At 53.3% G+C, this 22188-nt stretch carries 18 protein-coding genes and 1 pseudogene; 5 read left to right on the top strand and 14 right to left on the bottom strand.

What is annotated here, in order from left to right; translation table 11 throughout:
- Positions 1 to 192: 192 nt before the first annotated feature.
- The 8 genes and pseudogenes from fhuB to accB all read right to left on the bottom strand — a co-directional run bounded on the left by fhuB (position 193) and on the right by accB (position 9519).
- On the bottom strand, positions 193 to 2157 hold the full coding sequence (gene fhuB, locus TW89_RS01040) for a Fe(3+)-hydroxamate ABC transporter permease FhuB (RefSeq protein ID WP_128580265.1): 1965 nt from the start codon (positions 2155 to 2157) through the stop codon (positions 193 to 195).
- Positions 2151 to 3062: an ABC transporter substrate-binding protein gene (locus tag TW89_RS01035; protein ID WP_283114190.1), complete on the bottom strand. Its 912-nt coding sequence runs from the start codon at positions 3060 to 3062 to the stop codon at positions 2151 to 2153. The genes fhuB and TW89_RS01035 overlap by 7 nt, the downstream gene beginning before the upstream one ends.
- Positions 3063 to 3212: 150 nt before the next feature.
- Entirely contained in the window at positions 3213 to 3977 is a 765-nt protein-coding gene (locus TW89_RS01030; protein WP_128580263.1) for an ABC transporter ATP-binding protein, read from the bottom strand.
- 215 nt (positions 3978 to 4192) lie between these two features.
- Positions 4193 to 6415 carry a TonB-dependent receptor gene (locus TW89_RS01025; protein ID WP_128580262.1) on the bottom strand — a complete coding sequence of 741 codons (2223 nt, stop codon included), beginning with the start codon at positions 6413 to 6415 and terminating at the stop codon, positions 4193 to 4195.
- A gap of 138 nt (positions 6416 to 6553) precedes the next feature.
- Positions 6554 to 7345 (bottom strand): annotated as a pseudogene (locus TW89_RS01020) (aminotransferase class I/II-fold pyridoxal phosphate-dependent enzyme); the annotation flags it as partial.
- 67 nt (positions 7346 to 7412) lie between these two features.
- Positions 7413 to 8774, bottom strand: coding sequence for an acetyl-CoA carboxylase biotin carboxylase subunit (gene accC / locus TW89_RS01015; protein ID WP_128580261.1), 1362 nt, complete (start codon positions 8772 to 8774; stop codon positions 7413 to 7415).
- A 29-nt stretch (positions 8775 to 8803) separates the two neighbouring features.
- Positions 8804 to 8995 (bottom strand): YqaE/Pmp3 family membrane protein, encoded by a 192-nt coding sequence (locus TW89_RS01010; protein WP_003680299.1) that lies wholly within the window; start codon positions 8993 to 8995, stop codon positions 8804 to 8806.
- 71 nt (positions 8996 to 9066) lie between these two features.
- The gene (gene accB, locus TW89_RS01005; protein WP_101756189.1) at positions 9067 to 9519 is read right to left on the bottom strand and encodes an acetyl-CoA carboxylase biotin carboxyl carrier protein; all 453 of its coding nucleotides are present in this window, start codon (positions 9517 to 9519) and stop codon (positions 9067 to 9069) included.
- Positions 9520 to 9874: 355 nt separating this feature from the next.
- Between accB and queA the strand changes: the two genes are divergently transcribed.
- Complete coding sequence (gene queA / locus TW89_RS01000; protein WP_070633218.1) at positions 9875 to 10903, top strand: tRNA preQ1(34) S-adenosylmethionine ribosyltransferase-isomerase QueA; 1029 nt, start codon at positions 9875 to 9877, stop codon at positions 10901 to 10903.
- Between the two features lie 116 nt (positions 10904 to 11019).
- The gene (locus TW89_RS00995) at positions 11020 to 11649 is read left to right on the top strand and encodes a hypothetical protein (protein WP_128580260.1); all 630 of its coding nucleotides are present in this window, start codon (positions 11020 to 11022) and stop codon (positions 11647 to 11649) included.
- A gap of 78 nt (positions 11650 to 11727) precedes the next feature.
- Here TW89_RS00995 and gyrB read toward each other — a convergent pair whose 3' ends face one another.
- The 4 genes from gyrB to TW89_RS00975 all read right to left on the bottom strand — a co-directional run bounded on the left by gyrB (position 11728) and on the right by TW89_RS00975 (position 16505).
- The gene (gene gyrB / locus TW89_RS00990) at positions 11728 to 14118 is read right to left on the bottom strand and encodes a DNA topoisomerase (ATP-hydrolyzing) subunit B (protein WP_128580259.1); all 2391 of its coding nucleotides are present in this window, start codon (positions 14116 to 14118) and stop codon (positions 11728 to 11730) included.
- Positions 14119 to 14312: 194 nt separating this feature from the next.
- Positions 14313 to 15200 carry a 50S ribosomal protein L11 methyltransferase gene (gene prmA, locus TW89_RS00985; protein WP_128580258.1) on the bottom strand — a complete coding sequence of 296 codons (888 nt, stop codon included), beginning with the start codon at positions 15198 to 15200 and terminating at the stop codon, positions 14313 to 14315.
- A gap of 90 nt (positions 15201 to 15290) precedes the next feature.
- On the bottom strand, positions 15291 to 16100 hold the full coding sequence (gene dapB / locus TW89_RS00980) for a 4-hydroxy-tetrahydrodipicolinate reductase (RefSeq protein WP_070504004.1): 810 nt from the start codon (positions 16098 to 16100) through the stop codon (positions 15291 to 15293).
- Between the two features lie 9 nt (positions 16101 to 16109).
- Positions 16110 to 16505 (bottom strand): outer membrane protein assembly factor BamE, encoded by a 396-nt coding sequence (locus tag TW89_RS00975; RefSeq protein ID WP_039862532.1) that lies wholly within the window; start codon positions 16503 to 16505, stop codon positions 16110 to 16112.
- A 150-nt stretch (positions 16506 to 16655) separates the two neighbouring features.
- Here TW89_RS00975 and fur point away from each other — a divergent pair, with 150 nt between their 5' ends.
- The 3 genes from fur (at position 16656) to dapD (ending at position 19060) form a co-directional block, all read left to right on the top strand.
- A complete protein-coding gene (fur, locus tag TW89_RS00970; protein WP_003682812.1) occupies positions 16656 to 17153 on the top strand; it encodes a ferric iron uptake transcriptional regulator in 498 nt (165 codons plus the stop codon).
- Between the two features lie 77 nt (positions 17154 to 17230).
- Positions 17231 to 17974: a leucyl/phenylalanyl-tRNA--protein transferase gene (gene aat, locus TW89_RS00965; protein ID WP_128580257.1), complete on the top strand. Its 744-nt coding sequence runs from the start codon at positions 17231 to 17233 to the stop codon at positions 17972 to 17974.
- A gap of 264 nt (positions 17975 to 18238) precedes the next feature.
- Positions 18239 to 19060 carry a 2,3,4,5-tetrahydropyridine-2,6-dicarboxylate N-succinyltransferase gene (dapD, locus tag TW89_RS00960; protein ID WP_128580256.1) on the top strand — a complete coding sequence of 274 codons (822 nt, stop codon included), beginning with the start codon at positions 18239 to 18241 and terminating at the stop codon, positions 19058 to 19060.
- Positions 19061 to 19250: 190 nt separating this feature from the next.
- On the opposite strand, the gene TW89_RS00955 is transcribed toward dapD, so the two are convergent.
- Entirely contained in the window at positions 19251 to 20045 is a 795-nt protein-coding gene (locus TW89_RS00955) for a glycosyltransferase family 8 protein (RefSeq protein ID WP_128580255.1), read from the bottom strand.
- Positions 20046 to 20083: 38 nt separating this feature from the next.
- Positions 20084 to 21886, bottom strand: coding sequence for a DNA recombination protein RmuC (rmuC, locus tag TW89_RS00950; RefSeq protein ID WP_128580254.1), 1803 nt, complete (start codon positions 21884 to 21886; stop codon positions 20084 to 20086).
- Between the last annotated feature and the right edge of the window lie 302 nt (positions 21887 to 22188).

Here is a 22188-nt window from a genome sequence, read left to right as displayed (position 1 = left end):
TTTTCCTTTTGTTTAAGCTATGAAAAGAACTATACAGAAAGGTTTTGACTATTGAAACTATGACTTCAATTTAATATTGTTATTATCAATTGAGATTTTATTTTTGTTAGATTTTTATTATCGAATAAACATGTTAAACAAAAAGGTCGTCTGAAACTGTTTTCAGACGACCTTTTTGTATCTCCGTTCGCATTAAAGCTTGCGCATCATCATCATGAAATATGCGCCGCCTATGAGCGTGGCCATCATTCCGGCGGGGACTTCGTAAGGGAACATTACCTGCCTGCCCAGCCAGTCGGCCGTCATCATAACCGATGCGCCGATGAGTGCGGCGGCAAGTTGCTGTTTGGGCAGGCGTGCGCCGAGCATACGGGCCAGATGCGGCGCAAGCAGTCCGACGAAGCTCAAGGGGCCGATGAGCAGTGTGGATAAGGCGGTTAACGTTGCGCTTGAGACGATCAGCACCAGCCGTGCGAGGGAGACGTTGATGCCGACGGAGCGGGCGATTGTTGCGTTCAGGCTGAGCAGTCCGAGCCAGCGTTGCAGCGTGAGGATGAGGAGGAGCGAGGCGGCGGCGAGTAGGCTGACGGTAAGGGCGGATTCGGGCGTTGCCTGATAGGTCGAACCTGACATCCACAATAAAAGCAGTTGTACGCGGAAATCGCCGGTTGCCATCCAAATGCGGATGGCGGTATCGGCGAGTGCGGCCAGCGCCATGCCGGTAAGCAGGATTTTTTCGGGAGTAAATCCGTTTTTGCGGTTGAACAGCATCAACAGCCCCAAGGATACGAGAGCGGAAACGATACCTGTCAGCCAAAACCAGCCGCTGCCCGAGGTAATGCCGAACAGCATCACTACCGACATCGCGCCGAATGCCGTTCCAGAGCTGATGCCCAAGAGTTCGGGTCCCGCCATCGGGTTTTGCGTCAGCCTTTGCAGTATGACGCCGGTCAACGCGAGCATGGTGCCGGTGGCGGCGGCGAGCAGCACGCGCGGGTAGCGGAATACGAAATATTCCGGGTCTATAGTCAGGCGCAGGGTTTCGTCATAGCGTCCGACCGTAAACGCCAATACCGATACGGCGACGGTGATAAGCAGCAGAAAATGCAAGAGGCGCGGGACGTGCGGCGCGGCGGTTGAAATATCGGAGGTCGTCTGAAACGAAGGACGCGGAGGTGCTTTCGCCGTCAGCCACAACAAAAGCGGCGCGCCGACGAGGGCAGTTACAGCGCCGGCGGGCAGATCGGTGCCGCGGTAGTGTTTCAGCAGCATCAGGCCGTTGTCCGTCAGCATCAAAAGCAGTGCGCCGACGATGAAGGAACAAATCAGGCGCATGGACAGGGTGCGTACGCCCATTTGTCGCACCAGCGTCGCCGCCGCCAATCCGACAAAGCCCATCATGCCGACAAAGCCGACCACGCCCGCACTCAAAAATGCAGCAACCGCCAAAGACAGCAGACGGATTTTCTTCACCGGTATGCCTGCCGATTCCGCCTGTGTGTCGCCCAGGCTCATGATGTTTAACGGTTTGATTAAAAAGGCGGTAAGTATGGCGGCAACGGCAATCCGCCACAAAAGCCCCAACGTATCGCGCCAACTGTCCTGCACCAGGGAGCCGCTGCCCCACTGCATCACGCCGCGCGTCTCTTCGCTGAAAAACAGCATCACGATACCGGTGAGGGAACCCAGATACAGGCTGACCACCAAACCCGCCAGCACGACGCTGAGCGGTTGCAGGGCGCGCCGTGCCGACAGCCGCAATACCGCGCCCAAAGCTGCCGCTGCGCCGGCAAACGCCACGGCGGACGTGCCGTAGGCAAGGAAGGAAGGGGCGAACACGGTCGCCGCCACCAAAGCCGCCTGCGCGCCGCTGCTGACTGCCAGTGTACTGTCGGATGCGAGCGGATTGTGCATCAACTGCTGCATCAGCATGGTCGCCATCGCCGTACTGCCGCCTGCGAGCAGCGCCATCGCCATGCGGGGCAGGGTGTTGTTCTGCACCATCAGTGCATCCAAAGGCAGGCTGTCGGGACGGTCAAACAGCCGCAGCCACGGCAGCGTCCATTCCAGCTTCAATATCCAAAACGCCGTCAGCGCGCACGATATTGCCAACGAGGCGGCAAGGATAGGCAGGGGTCGTCTGAAAATCTTTACCATGCGGCTTCCTTTTGTGCGGACGGGTTTTCAGACGACATCGAACGCATCAGTTGCAAAGTGAAACGCTGCATGGACGGCAGTGCGCCGTAGCTCCACGACGGCTCGAAGATGCGGCGGTTTGCAGGGCGGCAGAACGGCAGGCGTTGCCAAAGCGCGCTTTTTTCGAGCGTTGCACGTGTATTTTGAGGATGCGGTTTGACGATGATTAGCAGCGTGTCCGGCGGCAGCTTTGCCAAATCTAAAAGCGTGATGTTTTCGAAACCCCATTCGTTGCTTTTGCCCGTCCAGGCATTGTTCAGCCCCAATTTGTCGAACACGGCCTGAAACAGCGAAGTCTTGCCGTAAATTCGCAAATGCCGCCCGTCGACAAACTGCACCACCGCAAACGGGCGGCCGCGATATGCCGAAAGCGCGGGTTTGGCGCGGGCAAACAGGTTTTCCGTACCGGCAATCAGCTTTTCGGCAGCGGTAGGGTCGCCGATGATTTTACCCAGCCTGCGCGTGGCTTCGACCGTGTGGGCATATTCGATGCCTTTTGCTGTGCCGAAATCCACTTCGCGTACCGGGGCGATTTTTTCAAACTGGGACTTGGCGGCGGCATACCAGGAAGATTGCACGAAAAAATCAGGCTTTATCTGATACAGCCGCTCCAAATTCGGCTGGAAGCGCAGCCCCGCTTCCTTGACGGCAGCGGGCAGTGGCGGATGGTTCACCCAGGTATCGTACACGCGGCGGTCGGCAACGCTGACGGGCGGATGCCCCATCGCCGTCAGTGTTTCGGCGACCGTCCAGTCCGAAGTCGCCACGCGCGGTGCGGCGGGTGCAGGCAGGGAAAACAGGAGGGCAGCGGTAAAAAACAGCCGTGCAGCAAGGCGGGGAATGTCGCCTGAAAAGCGGTGGGACATGAGCTTGGAAGGTCTTTCGGTTTTTGAATAAAGGGTCGTCTGAAACATATCGGATACAGGTATTTCACAATGGTCTGTGATGTCATCCGGTTTGGATTCGGGCGGCGGATTTTATGGTCGGAACTTATACGGCGGGATGGTTTGCCTGCGTCAAGGCAATGCCACGGGGCAGCCGTTTTCAGGATGGGCGATGATGTTCATATCGACGCTGTAAATGTCTTTCAACACTTCTGCGGTCATAATGTTGGCGGGTTTGCCCGTTTTTAATAGCCGTCCCTGTTTGAGCGCGACCAGTTCATCGCAATACTGCGCCGCCAGATTAATGTCGTGGATGACGATGATGACGCCCAACCCCAAATTGCGAGACAGCTTGCGCACCAGTGCCATCACGTCGATTTGGTGGGCGATGTCCAAAGCGGCAAGCGGTTCGTCCAGCAGCAAAAAGCGGCTTTGCTGCGCCAGGCACATCGCCAGCCAGACGCGCGAACGTTCGCCGCCCGACAGCGTATCGACGATTTGATCGGCAAATTTTTCCGTATGCGTCAGCCGCAACGCCTGTTCCACCGCCTGTCTGTCCGCATCGTTCGTGCGCCCTAAAAGCCCGCTCCAGGCATAACGCCCCATCATAACCAGCTCGCGCGCGGTCAGCGCGGTAGCGGCGGGCAGTTGCTGCGGAAGATAGGCGACTTCTTTGGCGTATGCGCGGGCGGAATAGGCGCGTATTTCTTTGTCGTTCAGCAATATCCTGCCGCCTGCGGGTTCATGCTGGCGGGTGAGCAGTTTCAACAGCGTGGACTTGCCTGAGCCGTTATGACCGATGAGGCCGTACACGCGGTTAGGGGAAAAGTTGACGCTGATGTCGTGCAGCAGCGAGCGGCCGGGTATGGCGAAGGTGGCGTTTTGGATTTGGAACACGTTTCAGACGACCTTTTAGTGGGTTTGACGTTATTCGGAGAAAGCGGCGGCGCAGCAAAATCCATTGCCCGTTGTCGGTGCCGATGCCGCAAAGGCGGAGTTTTACGGCAGTTGTCCGAAAGCGTAGGGCAAAGTCGGACGCCCCAGGCTCCAAGGTCGTCTGAAAACGTTTCAGACGACCTTTGGACCGTTGGAGGCCGTTTGCCGCCCGTCCCTTAAAAATCGACCGAAGCCGACAGGGTGAAGCTGCGCGGTGCGCCGGCGTTCAGGTAGCCGCTGTTAGGGTATCCGCCGACGGATGCCCAGTATTTCTTGTTGGCAACATTATCGAGGCGGGCGCGGAAGGTGGCTTCGTGCCTGCCGATTTGGGTGTGGTAGCGCGCGCCGATGTCGAAGCGCGTCCAGCCGCCGACTTTAAGCGTATTGGCCGCATCGGCGTAGGAAGAACCGGTGTAAACCATGCGTCCGTCAAATACCAAACCCTGCACTTTCGGCACTTCCCATTCCAAGCCAATGTTGGCTTGGGTTTTAGCCACGCCGATGGTGCGTTTGCCGTCAGTTAAAGATGAGCCGGTAGATTTCTGCTTGGCATCGAGCAGGGTAATGCCGCCCAAGAGCCTCACACCTTGTGCGACTTCCCCGTAAACGGTGATTTCCGCGCCCCGGTGGCGGTCTTTGCCTTCGGAGGTGAAGCGGGCGGTGTTGTTGCTTTCGGCAACGTAAAGCGAACGCGGTTTGTCGGTGTGGAACAGGGCCAATCCCGCGCCGAAGCCGTTAGCTTCAAATTTCGTGCCGATTTCTTTTTGTTTGGAAACATAGGGTTTGAGCGATTCGCCAGCATTGCTGACGGCGTAGGCCCGGCCGTTGATGGAGGCAGTCGAGCCTGCGGTCGCGCCTTGTCCCAGGCTTTCGATGTAGTTGCCGTACACCGACCAATTCGGCGTGATGCGGTACACCGCGCCGACGGAGGGACTGAGGCGCGATTTTTTGTAATTTTCGGTTTGCGCGCCCGTATTATAGGCGTAAGCCTTGTTATGCACCTGCTGCCAGCGCGCACCGAGCATGAATTGCAGGCGTTTGTCCCAAAGGCTGAAGGTGTCGCCCAAGGCGAAGCTGGTCAGGCGTGTTTTGCCGGTAACAGCAGGATTGCCCATGTCGTTGCCCGAATACAGCGGGTTGGCGGCTGCGGGTTGCGGATAGCGGGACGGGTTGTAGAGGTTGGTCGTATATTGGTTGCCCCAATCCATGATGTAAGCGTTTTTGCGCGAGGATTGGAAACGGTTGGCGGCGGCGGTCCATTCGTGCCCTACCGCGCCCGTATTGAATTTGCCGCGCAAGCCGATTTCGCCTGTGTCGATTTTATCCTTACGCGCGTTGTCGAAGCGGTAAATCGATCCGTCGCCGTTGACATTGCCGACAGTCAGGTTTGCCAGAGAATTGTTTTCCTTGCTGCGGCGGAAGCCGTAGGCGGCGTAGGCAGTCAGGTTGTCGTTGAAATCGTATTCGCCGCGCATTGTGCCGAACCAGTCGCGCTCGTTGGAATACGTCCACGGCTGCGCCCAGTTGGACGAGGCATCAGGCGCGGCCGGCACGGCGGTCAGGCCTGACAGGGTAACATTGGTACGCGTGGCTTTGAGCTTGTTGTCCTGCCAGCCCAAATCGGCGGACAGGCGGGCATTTTCATTGCGCCAGTCTAGGCCGACATTGACCAGGCTGAGTTTGGACTTTTCGTCGTCTATTGCGGTTTTGCCGTTATGGTGCGCCGCATTGACGCGCACGCCGAATTCCTGATTTTGTCCGAAACGGCGCGCCACGTCCGCCGCCAAACCACCGCGTTTTCCCGCGCCGTAATTGGCAGTCAGCCGGTTCAATCCTTCATTGGACGCGCGTTTGGGCAATACGGATACCGTGCCGCCGATATTGTTGCCGCCCGGCGCCATGCCGTTTAAGAAGGCGGATGCGCCGCGCTGGACTTCCACGCGTTCGAAAAGTTCGGTGGCGATGTATTGGCGCGGCAGGATGCCGTAAAGGCCGTTGTACATGGTATCGTCCGATTCGGCGGCAAAGCCGCGTATGAAATACGCTTCCTGAAAATTGCCGTAACCGCGCGCAACGCGGACGGTCGGGTCGTTTTGCAGTACGTCGCCGACGCTGCGCGCATGTTTGTCCTGAATCAGCCTATTGGTGTAAGCAGTATTGGAGAACGGCGATTCTAGGTTTTTTTTATTGCCCAAAATACCCACGCGGCTGCCGCGCGCCACCTGTCCGCCTTTAAATGCAGGAATCAAACCGCCCTTGGATGCGTCCGCGCTGGCGGTTACGGTGATGGCTTCAAGTTCGGCGGTTTCTCGGACTTGGGGTTCGTCTGAGGCAAATGCCGCCGAAACGGCAAGAAGGGAGAGGCTGAGGATGCTGAGTCTGGAAGCAGGCTTAATCATTTGTATTTTCTTTCAAAAGTCGGTCGTAACGGTTAATTTTAAAAGAAAATTAATTTCATTTCAAAAAATAAATGATAAAAGGTCGTCTGAAACTGTTTTCAGACGACCTTTTGACTGAATGGCTGTCAACTTTACCGTTTACGCCGCATCGTACAAACCGCGGACCACGCGACCGATCGCAGCAATACCTTTTTCCAGCGTTTCCGCGTCCTGCGCAATGCTCATGCGGATGCACTCGTGCGCGTGCGGATAATCTTGCGTATCGATGCCGACAAAGAAATGCTCGCCCGGAATAATCAGCGTACCTTCAGCCTTGAGCATTTCGTACAAGGTTTGCGACGAAACGGGCAGGTTTTCAAACCAAAGCCACAAGAAAATCGCACCTTCAGGCTTGTGGATTTTCAACGGATACGCGCCCAATTCGCGTTTGAGCAGGGAAACCGCCGTTTGTGCCTGCTGACGGTAAAACGGCTGAATCACTTCATCGGCCAGCTGTTTCAGACGGCCGTCGTTCAACAGCGGAGCCGCAATCGCCGCGCCGAAACGGGTTGGCGACAGGTTCACAATCGCATTCAAACTGCTGACGGCTTTGACCACTTCCGGTGCAGCGACAATAATGCCGGTGCGCACACCGGGCAGGCCGATTTTAGAAAGGCTGAAGCAGAGGATGATGTTTTCGTGCCAATTCAGCGTCACGTTGCTGTAAATGATGTTGGGGAACGGCATTCCGTAGGCGTTGTCGATAATCAGCGGAATGCCGTGTTCTTGCACCAAAGCGTCCAGCTGCGCCATTTCGCCGTCGGTCAGCACATTGCCGGTCGGATTGGTCGGGCGCGAACAGCAAATCGCGCCGATTTTGCCTGCTTTGAGTTCGGGCAGGCTTTCCAGCGCGTCAAAGTCCACGCGGTATTTGAAGAAGCCTGCTTCGCCTTAAAAAAGGCCGTCTGAAACTTTATTTTGCGTTTCAGACGGCCTGATTTTTAGTCAAAACAAGGAATTATTTATCCTGTTTGGCTTTGCGTTCTTCCAACCAATGTTCCAAGTAGTGGATGCTGACACCACCTTTTTGGAAACCCGGATCGCTGAACAAGTCACGGTGCAGCGGCGTATTGGTTTTGATGCCGGTAATCGCCAGCTCATCGAGGGCAACACGCATTTTGGCCATGGCTTGGTCGCGGTCTTTACCGACGACACAGACTTTGCCGATTAGGCTGTCGTAGTAAGGAGGGATGCGGTAGCCTTGGTAAATATGGCTGTCGACGCGGACGCCGAAGCCGCCGGGTAGGTGGCAGCTTTCAATCAGGCCTGGGCTTGGAATGAAGTTGTACGGGTCTTCGGCATTGATACGGCACTCAAACGCGTGGCCTTCGACTTGAATGTCTTCCTGTTTGTATTGCAAAGGCAGGCCGGATGCGATGCGTAATTGCTCTTGGACGATGTCTACGCCGGTGATGAGCTCGGTAACCGGATGCTCAACCTGAACGCGTGTGTTCATCTCGATAAAGAAGAATTCACCGTCTTCGTACAGGAATTCAAACGTACCTGCGCCACGATAGCCGATGCGTTTGCAAGCGTCGGCACAGGCGTTGCCGATTTTGGCGCGTTCTTCTTCAGTGATGAACGGAGCCGGTGCTTCTTCGATGACTTTTTGGTGGCGGCGCTGCATGGAGCAGTCGCGCTCGGCGAGGTAGATGGCGTTGCCGTGTTCGTCGGCAATCACTTGGATTTCGACGTGGCGCGGACGTTGCAGATAGCGTTCCATGTAAACCATCGGGTTGCCGAATGCCGCGCCTGCTTCGGCTTTGGTCATTTCGACAGACTGAAGGAGGTCTTCTTTTTTCTCGACGACGCGCATACCGCGACCGCCGCCGCCGCCGGAGGCTTTGATAATGACGGGATAACCGACTTTATCGGCAATTTTCAGGATTTCGTCGCCGTCGTCTGGCAATGCGCCTTCAGAGCCGGGAACACAAGGTACGCCGGCTTCGATCATGGCGTGTTTGGCGGATACTTTGTCGCCCATCAGACGGATGGTGTCGGCTTTCGGGCCGATGAAGACAAAGCCGGATTGTTCGACTTGTTCGGCAAAATTGGCGTTTTCGGCGAGAAAGCCGTAGCCGGGGTGGATACCGTCGGCTTCGGTGACTTCGGCGGCTGCGATGAGGGCGGGAATGTTGAGGTAGCTTTGTGCGGATGCGGCAGGGCCGATGCACACGGATTCGTCGGCGAGTTTGACGTGCAGGCTGTCTTTGTCGGCTTCGGAATGGACGGCGACGGTGGCGATGCCCATTTCACGGCAGGCACGCAGGACGCGCAGGGCGATTTCGCCCCGGTTGGCGATCAATACTTTTTTCAGCATGATAATCTTTCCGGATGGTTCAGACGGCCTCATCGGCCGCCTAATGCGTTGCGGATTTTTTGGTCGGTTTTGTATTGGCTCAAGGCGTAAACCGACCACATGGCTGCCGGTATCCAGCCAACCAGCGTACATTGCAGAATCAGACAGATGATGCCTGCAAATGGACGGCCGATGGTGAAAAACTGAAGCCATGGCAAGAAAATAGCCAAAATCAGACGCATGGTTTGTCCTTAATGAACAGAAAAAGGAATTTCAGACGGCCTTAAAGATAAAGGCCGTCTGAAAAAACGGATTATTCAATGATGAAGAGCGGCTCGCCGTATTCGACCGGAGTACCGTTTTCAACCAGAATTTCTTTAACGACACCGGATTTCTCGGCTTCGATTTCGTTCATCAGCTTCATGGCTTCGATGATGCACAAAGTATCGCCGGCTTTGACTTGTTGGCCGACTTCGACGAAAGCAGCGGCGTTAGGGCCGGGAGCGCGATAGAAAGTACCGACCATAGGCGATTTTTGCGCGTTGGACAAATCGCGAGCGGCAGGGGCGGCTGCTGGAGCGGCTGCCGGAGCAGCAGGGGCGGCAACCGGAGCGGCTGCGGCAGGTGCCGGAGCAGCATAAATAGGAGCTGCGGCGGCAGTGGTACGCGTAATGCGGACTTTTTCTTCGCCTTCGGTAACTTCAATTTCTGCAATGCCTGATTCTTCGACCAAATCAATCAGTTTTTTTAATTTACGCAAATCCATTGCTTTTCCTTTTTAGCGCGGCATAAAGTGCATATTGGGTATGCGCCGCTGTGGTTTTAGATGATTTCCTGAGACGTCGGAAGGTAGGTTTGCCATCCGGCGTTTAAATAATGTCGGAACAGGGCGGAGCCTGAGAAATGAATCTGGTTATTTTCCCGAACTTGTCGGTAAATGTCCAGTAAAAGATAGAAAAAAGGCGTTTTTCGGCGAAAAAAGAAAGGAACGCTGATTTTCGTTAAAAAGTAATTTTTTCAAGAGCGTTTATTCTAATTTATTGGTTTTTCGATAAAACATGCCGTCTGAAAACCAACTTTGCGCGTATAATGGCGCCTGTTTTTTTAAAGTATGCGCGACAATGGATATTTCCGATTTTGATTTTGAATTGCCCGAAAAACTGATTGCCCAGCATCCTCCGGAAGTGCGCGGCAGCAGCAGGCTTCTGGTTGCCTTGCCTACATTGCCGATTGAAGACAAACATTTCGGCGATTTACCCGATTATGTCGCACCGGGCGATGTGCTGGTGTTTAACAATACCAAAGTGATGAAGGCGCGCCTGTTCGGCCAAAAAGCCAGCGGCGGCAAAATCGAAGCCCTGATTGAACGGGTATTGGACGCGCATACCGCATTGGCGCATATCCGCTCGTCCAAATCGCCGAAGCCGGGTACAGAATTGATTTTTGAAGGCGATATCCGTGCCGTCATGATGGAACGTGCGGAAGAATTGTTTTGCCTGAAATTTGAAGGCGAGCAAACCGTTTACGAACTTTTAGAGCAAAACGGCCATTTGCCCTTGCCGCCTTATATCGAACGCGCGGCCGATGATGAAGACGACAGCCGCTATCAGACCGTGTACGCCAAATATCAAGGCGCAGTGGCCGCGCCGACGGCAGGTTTGCACTTTACCGATGAGTTGTTGGGCCGTCTGAAAGCCAAAGGCGTAGAAACCGCAGAAGTAACCTTGCACGTCGGTGCCGGCACATTCCAACCCGTACGCGTCGATAAAATTGAAGAACACAAAATGCACAGCGAGTGGTTTGACGTACCGGCCGAGACCGTTGCCGCCGTTGAAGCCGCCAAAGCGCGCGGCAATAAAGTGTGGGCGGTGGGCACAACCTCCATGCGCGCCTTGGAATCCGCCGCACGCGAAACAGGCCGTCTGAAAGCAGGTCGCGGCGATACCGATATTTTCATTACGCCGGGCTACCGCTTCAATGTTGCCGACCGCTTGATTACCAACTTCCACCTGCCCAAATCAACCTTGCTAATGCTCGTCAGCGCGTTTTCGGGCATGGAACATATCCGCAGCGTTTACCGTCATGCGGTGGAACAGGAATACCGCTTTTTCAGCTATGGCGATGCGATGATTTTGGGGAAAGCGGAATAAATCGGAAACGGATTGGAGCGTTTCAAACTGGTTATTTGGGATTGTCCAGAATCCAAATCAGTTGAAACGCCCTATTAAAATATGCAGCTGAAGCAAGTTATCTAAGGGTCAAATTAATGGATGAGAAAAAAATAGATTTTTTGCTGTATAGCGTACCTGAAAATGTGGACTATACGACGATTCCAGAAGAGCTTGACTTGGAGGATGTGCCGCAAGAGAGGATAGATGGATTAATCAAATTGCTATCCAATGAAAATGAGGTATTGCAATTTGATTCAGCACGCCTGCTTGTTCACTGGGGTATTGATGAAGGTTTTGATACTTTGGTTTTGATGTTTGAGAAAGGGGAGACAGAGGGAATGATTGATCATCGTTTACATGGTTATGATGATACAGATCGGCATATCTTGTCTGCTTTTATCAGTTACTGGGCATCTAAAGCAGATCAGAGTCAGCAAAAAGGTGATGATGCACGTCAGAAAATCTTTCCTTCTGTGGCTAGAATTATTCGTAAAGCATCATCGGCAGATTTTTCTATCAGTGAGTTGTTTTGGCTGGTTACGAAAATGCAGTTTATGGAGTATGTGCCGCTCGTTAAGGAGTATCTACGGCATATTATTGACTATCCAAGTAAACGGTATTGGGAAATCCATGATACTGTAAAATCATTATTAGAAATAGAACCGCAATTTATTCATGATTTACTTGAAAGTAAACACAAAAAGTTATCGGACTTTGGATTATAAAAAGAATATTGTGAATAAAATGAAAACAAAAAGGCCGTCTGAAAATAGTTTTTCAGACGGCCTTTTATCTTTCCATGCTTAGGCGTCGATGTTTTGTGCCAGCAGGGCGTTGTTTTCGATGAAAGCACGGCGTGGTTCGACTTCGTCGCCCATCAGGGTTACGAACACTTCGTCGGCGGCGATGGCGTCTTCGATGCGGACTTTCAGGAGGCGGCGGACGGTAGGATCCATCGTGGTTTCCCAAAGTTGTTCCGGATTCATCTCGCCCAAGCCTTTGTATCGTTGGATGGACATGCCTTTTTGGGCAACGCTCATCAAGATGTCCAAAGCGGCTTCAAAGCTGTCGATGTCGTATTCGTTGTCGCCTTTGTAGAGCTTCGCCCCTTTGCCGACCATGCCTTTGAGTGCGGCGGCGGTTTGGGTAAGGGTTTGATAGGCTTTGCTGTTGAGGAACTTAGGCTCGAGGTAGCTTACCATCACATTGCCGTGCAGCTTGCGTGTGATTTTGATGAACTGGTGTCCTTCGTGGCCTTCGATGCGTTCGAGTGCGACTTCTTTTTCGTCCAAGAGGCCGCTCAATTCGGCAACGGCCCGGTCTGCGCTTTCTGCTGTACTGAGGTCGACCGGCGAAGCGTGCAGCATGGCGTGCAGAACGAGTTCGTCAATGATGCGGCTTTCTTGCTCGATGACGGTTTTGGCCAACAGGAATTGTTTGGCGGTATTGGCAAGCTCTTCGCCTTCGATGGTGCGGCCGTCTGAAACGATTTTGGCTTTTTCCAAGGCCAAACCGAGCAGCCATTGGTCTTTTTCCAATTCGTCTTTGAGATAGCGCTCTTGTTTGCCGTATTTGGCTTTGTACAAAGGCGGCTGGGCGATGTAGATGTAGCCGCGTTCGACCAGCTCGGGCATTTGGCGGTAGAAGAAGGTCAGGAGCAGGGTGCGGATGTGCGCGCCGTCCACGTCGGCATCGGTCATGATGATGATGCGGTGGTAGCGCAGTTTTTCGGCATTGAATTCTTCTTTGCCGATGCCTGCGCCCAAAGCGGTAATCAGCGTGGCGACTTCTTGGCTGGCCAGCATTTTTTCAAAACGTGCTTTTTCGACGTTCAAAATCTTACCTTTGAGCGGCAAAATCGCTTGGAATTTGCGGTCGCGGCCCTGCATGGCGGAACCGCCTGCGGAGTCGCCCTCGACGAGGTAGAGTTCGGACAGGGCAGGGTCTTTTTCTTGGCAGTCGGCAAGTTTACCCGGCAGGCCCAAGCCGTCCATCACGCCTTTGCGGCGGGTAATTTCGCGGGCTTTTCGTGCGGCTTCGCGCGCGCGGGCGGCATCGACGATTTTGCTGGTGATAATTTTGGCTTCGGTCGGGTTTTCTTCAAGGAAGTCGGTCAGGGCTTGGTTGATGACTTCATTGACAACGGGGCCGATTTCGCTGGAAACCAGTTTGTCTTTGGTTTGCGATGAGAATTTCGGATCGGGCAGTTTGACGGACAAAACGCAGGTCAGACCTTCGCGCATATCGTCGCCGGCGGTTTCGACTTTGGCTTTTTTGGCTACTTCGTTGGCTTCGATATAGTTGTTGATGGTGCGGGTCATCACTTGGCGCAGTGCGGTCAAGTGGGTGCCGCCATCACGTTGCGGAATGTTGTTGGTGAAACATTGTACGCTTTCTTGGTAGCTGTCGTTCCACTGCATTGCGCATTCGACGCTCATGCCGTCTTTTTCGCCGAACGCGTAGAAGATTTTTTCGTGCAACGGCGTTTTTTTGCGGTTCATGTATTGCACGAAGCCGGCCACGCCGCCGGAGAGGGCGAAGCTTTCGTGTCTGCCGTCACGTTCGTCGGTCAGCTCGATGTCTACGCCGTTATTCAGGAAGGAGAGTTCGCGGATGCGTTTGGCGAGGGTGTCGAAGCTGTATTCGACATTGCCGAAGGTTTCGCTGCTGGCGAGGAAGCGTACGGTCGTGCCTTTTTTGTCGGAATCGCCGACAACCTTCAACGGCTCTTCGGCTTCGCCGCGTACGAAGCGGACGAAGTGTTCTTTGCCGTCGCGGTAGATGGTCAGCGTTACCCAGTCGGACAGCGCGTTGACGACGGATACGCCCACGCCGTGCAGGCCGCCGGAGATTTTGTAGCTGTTGTTGTCGAACTTGCCGCCCGCGTGCAATACGGTCATGATGACTTCGGCGGCAGAGCGTCCTTCTTTCGGGTGGATGCCGGTCGGCATACCGCGCCCGTTGTCGGCCACGCTGACGGAATTGTCGGCATGGATGGTTACGGTGATTTTGTCGCAATGGCCGGCGAGCGCTTCGTCAATGGCGTTGTCGAGCACCTCGAACACCATGTGGTGCAGGCCGCTGCCGTCCTGCGTGTCGCCGATATACATACCGGGGCGTTTGCGTACCGCTTCCAAGCCTTCCAGCACTTGTATGCTGTCGGCGCCGTATTCTTCGTGTTTTTGGTCAGTCATGGTCTTTTCTTGCTGAATTTCAAGGAAATTTTCCGTGCGCGCGATGAAATGTCAAACGGGCGCGGCGGATGTGTTCCGAAAGGTCAAAATAATAGGTAATTATACCTGATTTTGCTGGAATATTCAGCGTTTTAAGTGCAAAAAGGCCGTCTGAAAGATTAAATTTCAGACGGCCTTTGTATCGGAAAACAGGTTTAGCGTTTGACGCCGCTCAATCGCGCCCAGCCTTCTTCGATTTCGGCAGGTTCGATGTCGAACCATTGGCTGTAAATGCCGCTGAGTTCTTCGACTTGTTCGTCCAAAAGACCGGACAAAACAATGCGGCCGCCTTGTTTGGTACGCGCGGCAAGCATTTCGCCGAGCATACGCAACGGGTTGGCCAGAATGTTGGCGACAACGACATCAAATTGGCCTTGCGGCAGGCCGTCCGGCAGGTAGAACTGCGCGTCAACGTTGTTTTGCGCGGCATTGTCTTTGCTGGCGCGGATGGCCTGTTCGTCAATATCTACTCCGACGGCTGAGCCTGCACCGAGTTTGAGAGCGGCAATGGCCAAAATGCCTGAGCCGCAACCGTAGTCCAATACGCTTTCGCCACCTTTGAGTTGCGTGTCGAGCCATTTGAGGCAGAGGCGGGTGGTCGGATGGCTGCCGGTGCCGAAGGCAAGGCCCGGGTCAAGTTGCAGGTTGACGGCGTTGCCGTTGGGCGCTTCGTGCCAAGACGGGGTAATCCACAAGCGCTCGGAAATTTGAATCGGATCGAATTGCGCTTGGGTCAGGCGTACCCAGTCTTGATCTTCAAGGATTTCGCCGGTGTATTTCAAATCGTTCAAACCGCATTCCTGCGCGGCAGTTTCGATAATGGAAGCGGCGTCGTCGCTTTCGCCGAAAAGGGCGATGACTTTGCTTTGTTGCCAGATTTGCTCGGTCGGCATGCCCGGTTCGCCGAAAATGGCCTGCTCGTTTTCTGTACCGGCGTAGGCATCTTCAATGGCGGCGGACAATGCGCCGTGTTCCATCAGCGCGTCAGCAAGGCGTTCGGCAACGGCATCGTTGACGTTGATGGTGATTTGTTGATAGGACATGGTGGGGCTTTCTTTGTTAATAAGGCCGTCTGAAAATCGACGTTGTGCTTTCAGACGGCCTTGTAAGGTATGAAACCTGATGATGCGGGTTTATCGGTTTTTCAAACCCAGTACGTCTTGCATATCGTACAGGCCTTTTTTGCCGTTTGCCCAAACTGCGGCGCGTACGGCACCGGCGGCAAAGGTCATGCGGCTGCTGGCCTTGTGGGTAATTTCCACGCGCTCGCCGTCAGTGGCGAAGAGGGCGGTGTGGTCGCCGACGATGTCGCCTGCGCGGACGGTGGCAAAACCGATGGTGGACGGATCACGCGGGCCGGTGTGGCCTTCGCGGCCGTAAACGGCGCATTCTTTGAGGTCGCGGCCGAGTGCATCGGCAATGACTTCACCCATGCGCAACGCAGTGCCGCTTGGGGCATCGACTTTGTGGCGGTGGTGGCCTTCGATGATTTCGATGTCGTAGCCTTCGTTTAACACGCGGGCGACGGTGTCGAGGATATGGAAGGTCAGGTTGACGCCGACGCTGAAGTTGGCTGCAAAGACAACGCCTGTTTTTTCGCCTGCGGCTTGGATGGCGGCTTTGCCTGCATCATCAAAACCGGTCGTGCCGATGATGATGTTGACGCCTTTTTCCACGCATTTTTGCAGGTGTTTCAGGGTTGGCTCGGGACGGGTAAAGTCGATGAGGACATCGCTTTGAGCCAAAACCGCATCTACGTCGTCTGAAATGGCGACGCCGGTTTTGAGGCCGGAGGCGAAGCCTGCATCCAAACCCAATACTTCCGAACCGGAATGCTCGAGTGCGCCGGAAAGGACGGCATCGGGATGGTTGTTGACCGCTTCAACCAAAACGCGACCCATGCGGCCGTTGACGCCGGCAATGGCGATTTTCAATGCGCTCATGGGGCTTCCTTATTTCGCGTTGGTTTCGGTGGTCGGAACGACGTTTTGTCCGGCTTGAACGGCTTCGATGGATTTTTGAATGGCATCGCCTTCGGCGCGTGCGAGGACGTCGTTTTCAAAGTACAGGGTCAGGTTGCTTTGTTCTTTGATGATGCCGTTGCGGCTGGTGTTGAAAGTGTAATCCCAGCGGTCGGCATGGAAGGCGTCGCGCAGGAGCGGCGTACCGAGCAGCAGTTGGACTTGGTCGCGGGTCATACCTTGGCGCAGGGAAACCACGGCGCGGGGATTGAGCTCGTTACCTTGAATGATTTTGAGTTTGTAGGATGGAAAGTTGGATACGCGCTCGGCACTGCATGAGGCCAGACCTAAAATAGCGGCGATGGCAAGGCATAAGGCTTTATTCACGGGCTTACCTTTCTGTGTCATTTCGGGAAAGATGTTTATCATCGCTTGAATATTTTTAAAAAGCAAACGATAATCATCTTCTTAATTTTCTTTTCGCCGATTTTCAATTGCAAGACCGGCGGCAGATTGCCGCCCTTTAACGGCCCAATAGTGGGCAAACGGGCGGAAAGTGCGTATTATAACGGTTATTACCTTACAGGGATATTGAATATTATGGAAAAATTCAGCAACATTGCGCAATTGAAAGACAGCGGTTTGAAAGTTACTGGTCCACGTTTGAAAATTTTGGACTTGTTCGAGACTCATGCCGAGGAGCATTTGAGCGCGGAAGATGTGTACCGTATCCTGTTGGAAGAGGGCGTGGAAATCGGCGTGGCGACGATTTACCGTGTGCTGACCCAGTTTGAACAGGCCGGCATTTTGCAACGCCACCATTTTGAAACCGGCAAAGCGGTTTACGAATTGGACAAAGGCGATCACCACGACCACATCGTCTGCGTGAAATGCGGCGAAGTAACCGAATTCCACAATCCGGAAATCGAAGCGCTGCAAGACAAAATCGCCGAAGAAAACGGCTACCGCATCGTCGATCACGCGCTGTATATGTACGGCGTATGCGGCGAATGCCAAACCAAAACCAAACGTTAATCAGTTTGTATGTTGATTTTTCAGACGGCCTTGGGCATTTTCAGCCTGAGGCCGTCTGAAACTTTATGGGCTTTACGATGAAGATTCCTTTTCTTGTTCCACGGGATTATCGTTTCCCCGACCCGTCTTACGCATTAGATGAATGCGACGGCTTGGTCGGCGTCAGTGGCGATTTGGATACGGGGCGGCTGTTGTCGGCGTATCGGCAGGGGATTTTTCCGTGGTTTAGCCGCGACGGTTGGTTTTTCTGGTATGCGGTTGCGCCGCGAGCCGTGATTGTGCCGGAAAACCTGCATATCGGCCGATCGATCGCCAAAACTTTGCGCCACAAGCCGTATCGGGTAACGGTCAACCGCTGTTTTGAAAAAGTAATTGCCCATTGCGCCAATGTGCCGCGTCCGGAACAGGATGGAACGTGGATAGAACCTGCGTTTCAGACGGCCTATTTGAAGCTGCACCATCAGGGGCATGCACATTCGTTTGAATGCTGGCTGCCGGATGAGCGAGGCGAAATGCAGTTGGCGGGCGGGTTTTACGGCGTGCAAATCGGCTGCGTGTTTTATGGCGAGTCGATGTTTGCCTTGCGTCCCGATGCGTCAAAGATTGCGTTTGCCTGCGCCGTCCCATTTTTGGCGGATTTGGGCGTTGCGCTGATAGACTGTCAGCAGGATACGGAACATATGCGCCGTTTCGGTTCGCGATTGATGGATTTTGCCGACTTTCAGACGGCCTTGAAAGATTGGAACGCGAAACCGTTAAAGCGGAATATCGAATGCGGCACGGTGGCTGAAAATCTGTTGCAAAAGATTGGCGGTAATTGATTTATCGGCACGGCGTGTGTCGGCAGAATCGACAGCTTGCATATCGTAGCTGGAAAATCAGTTAGAAAATAAATGCTATTCCATTCACTTGAACAGGCCGTCTGAAAATCTTGGCTTAGCCGAAATCCGACCGTGTAACGCGCGGCGCTCATCATGTTAATAGCTGACGAAATCGCTTTTACATGGCAAAATAACGAGTTAAAAATTTGTAATAGGGTGGCCTGAATAGGTTTCAGACGGCCCTGATCTCTTGAAGGAATCAACATGTCTTTGCAAAACATCATTGAAACGGCTTTTGAAAACCGTGCCGAAATCAATCCGAATACCGTTACCCCGGAAGTGCGTGAAGCGGTTTTGGAAACCATTCATCAACTCGACTCCGGCAAACTGCGCGTTGCCGAACGCTTGGGCGTGGGCGAATGGAAAGTCAACGAATGGGCGAAAAAAGCCGTATTGCTGTCTTTCCGCATTCAGGACAATGAAATCCTCAACGACGGCGTGAACAAATACTTCGACAAAGTGCCGACTAAATTTGCCGACTGGTCGGAAGACGAATTCCGCAACGCAGGTTTCCGCGCAGTTCCGGGTGCCGTTGCCCGCCGCGGCAGCTTTGTGGCGAAAAATGTCGTGTTGATGCCTTCTTATGTCAATATCGGCGCATACGTTGACGAAGGTGCGATGGTCGATACTTGGGCGACTGTCGGCTCTTGCGCGCAAATCGGTAAAAACGTGCACTTGAGCGGCGGCGTCGGCATCGGCGGCGTACTCGAGCCTCTGCAAGCCAGCCCGACCATTATTGAAGACAACTGCTTCATCGGTGCGCGTTCTGAAATCGTCGAAGGCGTGATTGTCGAAGAAGGCAGCGTGATTTCTATGGGCGTATTCATCGGTCAATCCACCAAAATCCTTGACCGTACGACCGGCGAAATCTATCAAGGCCGCGTACCGGCTGGTTCGGTTGTCGTATCCGGCAGCATGCCTTCCAAAGACGGCAGCCACAGCCTCTACTGTGCGGTTATCGTCAAACGCGTGGATGCGCAAACCCGTGCGAAAACCAGCGTGAACGAATTGTTGCGCGGTATCTAATCGGATAACGATAACGCCGACTGAGGGTAGGGCAAAGCCTGCTTTACGGTCGGGTTTGAACACAAAACAGGCAGAATGTTCTGCCTGTTTTTTATGGCTTAAAGGCCGTCTGAAAAGATTTTAGACGGCCTTTTGTTTTTGATGACGGGTTGTTTAAGATAATCGAAGGAGAGGGGTTCTTTGCCTGAAATTACGCTTTCGGCCAGTCGGCGCAATAGTATTGCCAATAGACTTCGATAAAAGGAATCTCGCCGTAATCGCACAACCACGGTTTGGCGCGTGTGGTGTAGTGGATAACGGGCGGAACAGTGTCGGGTTTGGGGAATACTTCGCTGAGATTTCGTTTTTGGAAATATTGGACTGCGCCGGTTTGGAAATTCCAAGATTCTTCCAATTGCAGCCAATTTTTTTGAAATACGGTGTTTAGAAAGCATTGGTCGCCGTAGGGAACGGATTTGTCAATGGTGGCAGCAGTTTGCAGCAGTTGCGCCGCGATATTGTGTTCCCGCCATTGCGCCAGGTCGACCAACAACATACCGGAATTGAAATAGGGCGTAGTGTGCAGGCCGGTTGGGTGATTCCATTCGGTACGGGCAAGAAAGGAGTCTTGTACCGCTGCAACGGGATAGCCGCGCATATCGAGGTTGAATAAATCGTGTAGGGATTGGGTAATCACCATATCGCTGTCGAGATAAAGGGCGCGATCGACAGGCAGGTGCTGCATCATCAGACGGAAAAATGCGGCATCCGAAATATGGGGCAGGCGGCGATATTGGCTGAAGTCGACTTCGATTTTGACATCATTCAGACGGCTGCCGCTGGCTGCGAGCTTTTGGTTGGTATAGTCGATCCATTCCCGCCTGAAGGTATTGTGCATGAGGTAGAAATTGACATTTGTGTTGTGAGTACAGATGGATTTCATCAGGGTATGAACTTGCTCGGCATAGCCGGTATCGGCGGCAAGGACGATGGTGATGTTGCTCATTGGTTAAATTCCCTTTATTTGCAATGTCTTAAGTTTTATCAGTCATTTTCTTGGTCTTGCGCGGTCGGCAAGGTGGCGTGGTCTTCGTTTTCCGACATGGCTTTTTCTAATAAATCGCGTTGCAGCTGTTTGCCGGCTTTGATGCCCAATTTGCGCAGTTTTTCGGTGCTGCTGATGAGATTGCCCCTGCCGGAAACCAAGCGGCCATAGGCCGTCTGAAATTGGGATTGAGCCTGACCAAGCGCTTTATTGATGCCGTCCATGCTTTCGACAAAGCCGACAAATTTGTCATAGAGTTTGCTGCCTGCCTCGGCAATCGCCAGCGCGTTTTGGTTTTGCTGCTCGTTGCGCCAGATGTTGGCAACGGTGCGCAGGGTAGCGAGCAGGGTGCTGGGGCCGGTCAGCATGATGCGTTTGTCGAAACACTCTTGGAAGAGGTTTGGATCATGTTGCAGGGCGAGGAGGTAGGCCGGTTCGACAGGGACGAACATAAAGACGAAGTCCAGCGTTTTGACGCCCTCAAGGTCGGTGTAATCCTTCGCTGCCAAGCTTTTGATGTGGGCGCGGATGCTGGCGACGTGGTTGGCAAGCTCGCGTTCTGCTTCTGCGCCGGTGCTTTGCGTATAGCGGACGTAGGCGGTCAGCGATACTTTGGAGTCGATGACGATTTGTTTGTTGTCGGGCAGATTGATGAGGACGTCGGGCTGGAGGCGGCGTTGGGTGCCGTCTGCTTCGTGGCGGACGCTGGAAGCTTGGACGATGTATTCGCGGCCTTTTTGCAGGCCGGAATTTTCCAATACGCTTTCCAAAATCATCTCGCCCCAGTTGCCTTGGGTTTTGTTTTGCGTGCCGGTCAGCGCGGTGGTCAGCGCTTTGGCATCGTGGTGGAGCTGGGTGTTGAGTGTTTGCAGGCGTTTGAGCTCGTTTTCGATGGTCAGGCGTTCTTTGGCTTCTTTTTCATAAGTTTGCTGAACCAGCTCGCTGAAGCCGTGTATGCGCTCGTTGAGCGGATTGAGCAGTTGTTGGAGATGGTCGTGGTTTTGTTCGGTAAAGCGGCGGCTTTTCTCTTCTAGAATAGTGTTGGCGAGGTTTTGGAACTGGTCGCTCAGGTTTTTACGCGCATCTGCCAGCAGGGTCAGTTTTTCTTCGGTAGCCTGACGGTCTTTTTCCGATTGGGTGTTGAGGCGCTCATTTTGGACTTGAAGCGCGTGGTTTTGCTCCAAAAGGGCGGCGTATTCTTGTTTCAGACGGCCTTTTTCGGCTTCCTGTTGCTGTAAAAGGCTGTTTTTGTCGTCGATATTGGCTTTTTCTTGGATCAGTTGTGTGGAGAGGCGTTCATTTTGGACTTGCAGCGCATGGTTTTGCTCTAACAGCGTGTCGTATTCTTGTTTCAGACGGCCTTTTTCTGCTTCTTGTTGTTGCAAAAGCGTATTTTTATCCGCACTCAATGCCTGCTCTTGAACCAGCTGAGTGTTTAGGCGCTCATTGTTGATTTGCAGGTTTTGCGTGCTTTGCTGCCATTTTGCACATTCGTGTTTGAAAGCTTTGGCTTCGGCCTCGCAATCTTGCAGATAGGCAATTTGTTTTTCGGCTGCGGCAAAGCGGTTGCCCGTCTCCTGCAATTCGTCTTGTAATTCCTGCACGGTATGGCGGCTTTGCGCCAAGTCTGCCGCAGTCTGAGCTTGTACCTGCTCGGCAAACTCATGCAGGCGGCGGCTTTCGGCCAATTCTTGCAAAACAATAAAGTGTCGGCTTTGGGCTTGGTAGCGTGTTATCAGCCAAGCAAACAGCGCGCCGATAAAAAATGCAGCCGCGCCGGTTAGGATTAGGGTGTTGTTCATGCTGGAAATAGTCAATACGCAGAATGTTTCACTATATCATATATTTGCAGCGCATTTTATGGTCGGATATGCGCTAGAAACGTGTGTGTTCTTTAAAAGAAGCTATCAAAGGTATTGGTTTTGACTAATTGAATATTTAGGTTGTGAAAAAAATAAATTTGTAACATTTTGAATTTAAAAATATATTTAATTTAGAGTGCAATTTTGCAACAAAAAAGGAGGGATTTTATGGGCGCAGAAAGATACGTTTGTAGTGTGTATGTAATTAAGACATCGGTGTCATTGAGAAAGACATCGGTGTC

It is taken from the genome of Neisseria flavescens, assembly GCF_001618065.1.
Taxonomy (GTDB): domain Bacteria; phylum Pseudomonadota; class Gammaproteobacteria; order Burkholderiales; family Neisseriaceae; genus Neisseria; species Neisseria flavescens_A.
Note: the sequence above shows the minus strand (reverse complement) of the source record. Positions and strands in the feature narration are given on the sequence as shown.

What these genes read in the sequence shown, in the direction of transcription:
- rmuC (WP_128580254.1), bottom strand. Translation starts at nt 21,886, where the DNA reads ATGAACAACACCCTAATCCTAACCGGCGCGGCTGCATTTTTTATCGGC.
- TW89_RS00955 (WP_128580255.1), bottom strand. Translation starts at nt 20,045, where the DNA reads ATGAGCAACATCACCATCGTCCTTGCCGCCGATACCGGCTATGCCGAG.
- TW89_RS01035 (WP_283114190.1), bottom strand. Translation starts at nt 3,062, where the DNA reads ATGTCCCACCGCTTTTCAGGCGACATTCCCCGCCTTGCTGCACGGCTG.
- queA (WP_070633218.1), top strand. Translation starts at nt 9,875, where the DNA reads ATGGATATTTCCGATTTTGATTTTGAATTGCCCGAAAAACTGATTGCC.
- aat (WP_128580257.1), top strand. Translation starts at nt 17,231, where the DNA reads ATGAAGATTCCTTTTCTTGTTCCACGGGATTATCGTTTCCCCGACCCG.
- dapB (WP_070504004.1), bottom strand. Translation starts at nt 16,100, where the DNA reads ATGAGCGCATTGAAAATCGCCATTGCCGGCGTCAACGGCCGCATGGGT.
- TW89_RS01010 (WP_003680299.1), bottom strand. Translation starts at nt 8,995, where the DNA reads ATGCGTCTGATTTTGGCTATTTTCTTGCCATGGCTTCAGTTTTTCACC.
- TW89_RS01025 (WP_128580262.1), bottom strand. Translation starts at nt 6,415, where the DNA reads ATGATTAAGCCTGCTTCCAGACTCAGCATCCTCAGCCTCTCCCTTCTT.
- dapD (WP_128580256.1), top strand. Translation starts at nt 18,239, where the DNA reads ATGTCTTTGCAAAACATCATTGAAACGGCTTTTGAAAACCGTGCCGAA.
- accB (WP_101756189.1), bottom strand. Translation starts at nt 9,519, where the DNA reads ATGGATTTGCGTAAATTAAAAAAACTGATTGATTTGGTCGAAGAATCA.
- prmA (WP_128580258.1), bottom strand. Translation starts at nt 15,200, where the DNA reads ATGTCCTATCAACAAATCACCATCAACGTCAACGATGCCGTTGCCGAA.
- fhuB (WP_128580265.1), bottom strand. Translation starts at nt 2,157, where the DNA reads ATGGTAAAGATTTTCAGACGACCCCTGCCTATCCTTGCCGCCTCGTTG.
- gyrB (WP_128580259.1), bottom strand. Translation starts at nt 14,118, where the DNA reads ATGACTGACCAAAAACACGAAGAATACGGCGCCGACAGCATACAAGTG.
- TW89_RS00995 (WP_128580260.1), top strand. Translation starts at nt 11,020, where the DNA reads ATGGATGAGAAAAAAATAGATTTTTTGCTGTATAGCGTACCTGAAAAT.
- accC (WP_128580261.1), bottom strand. Translation starts at nt 8,774, where the DNA reads ATGCTGAAAAAAGTATTGATCGCCAACCGGGGCGAAATCGCCCTGCGC.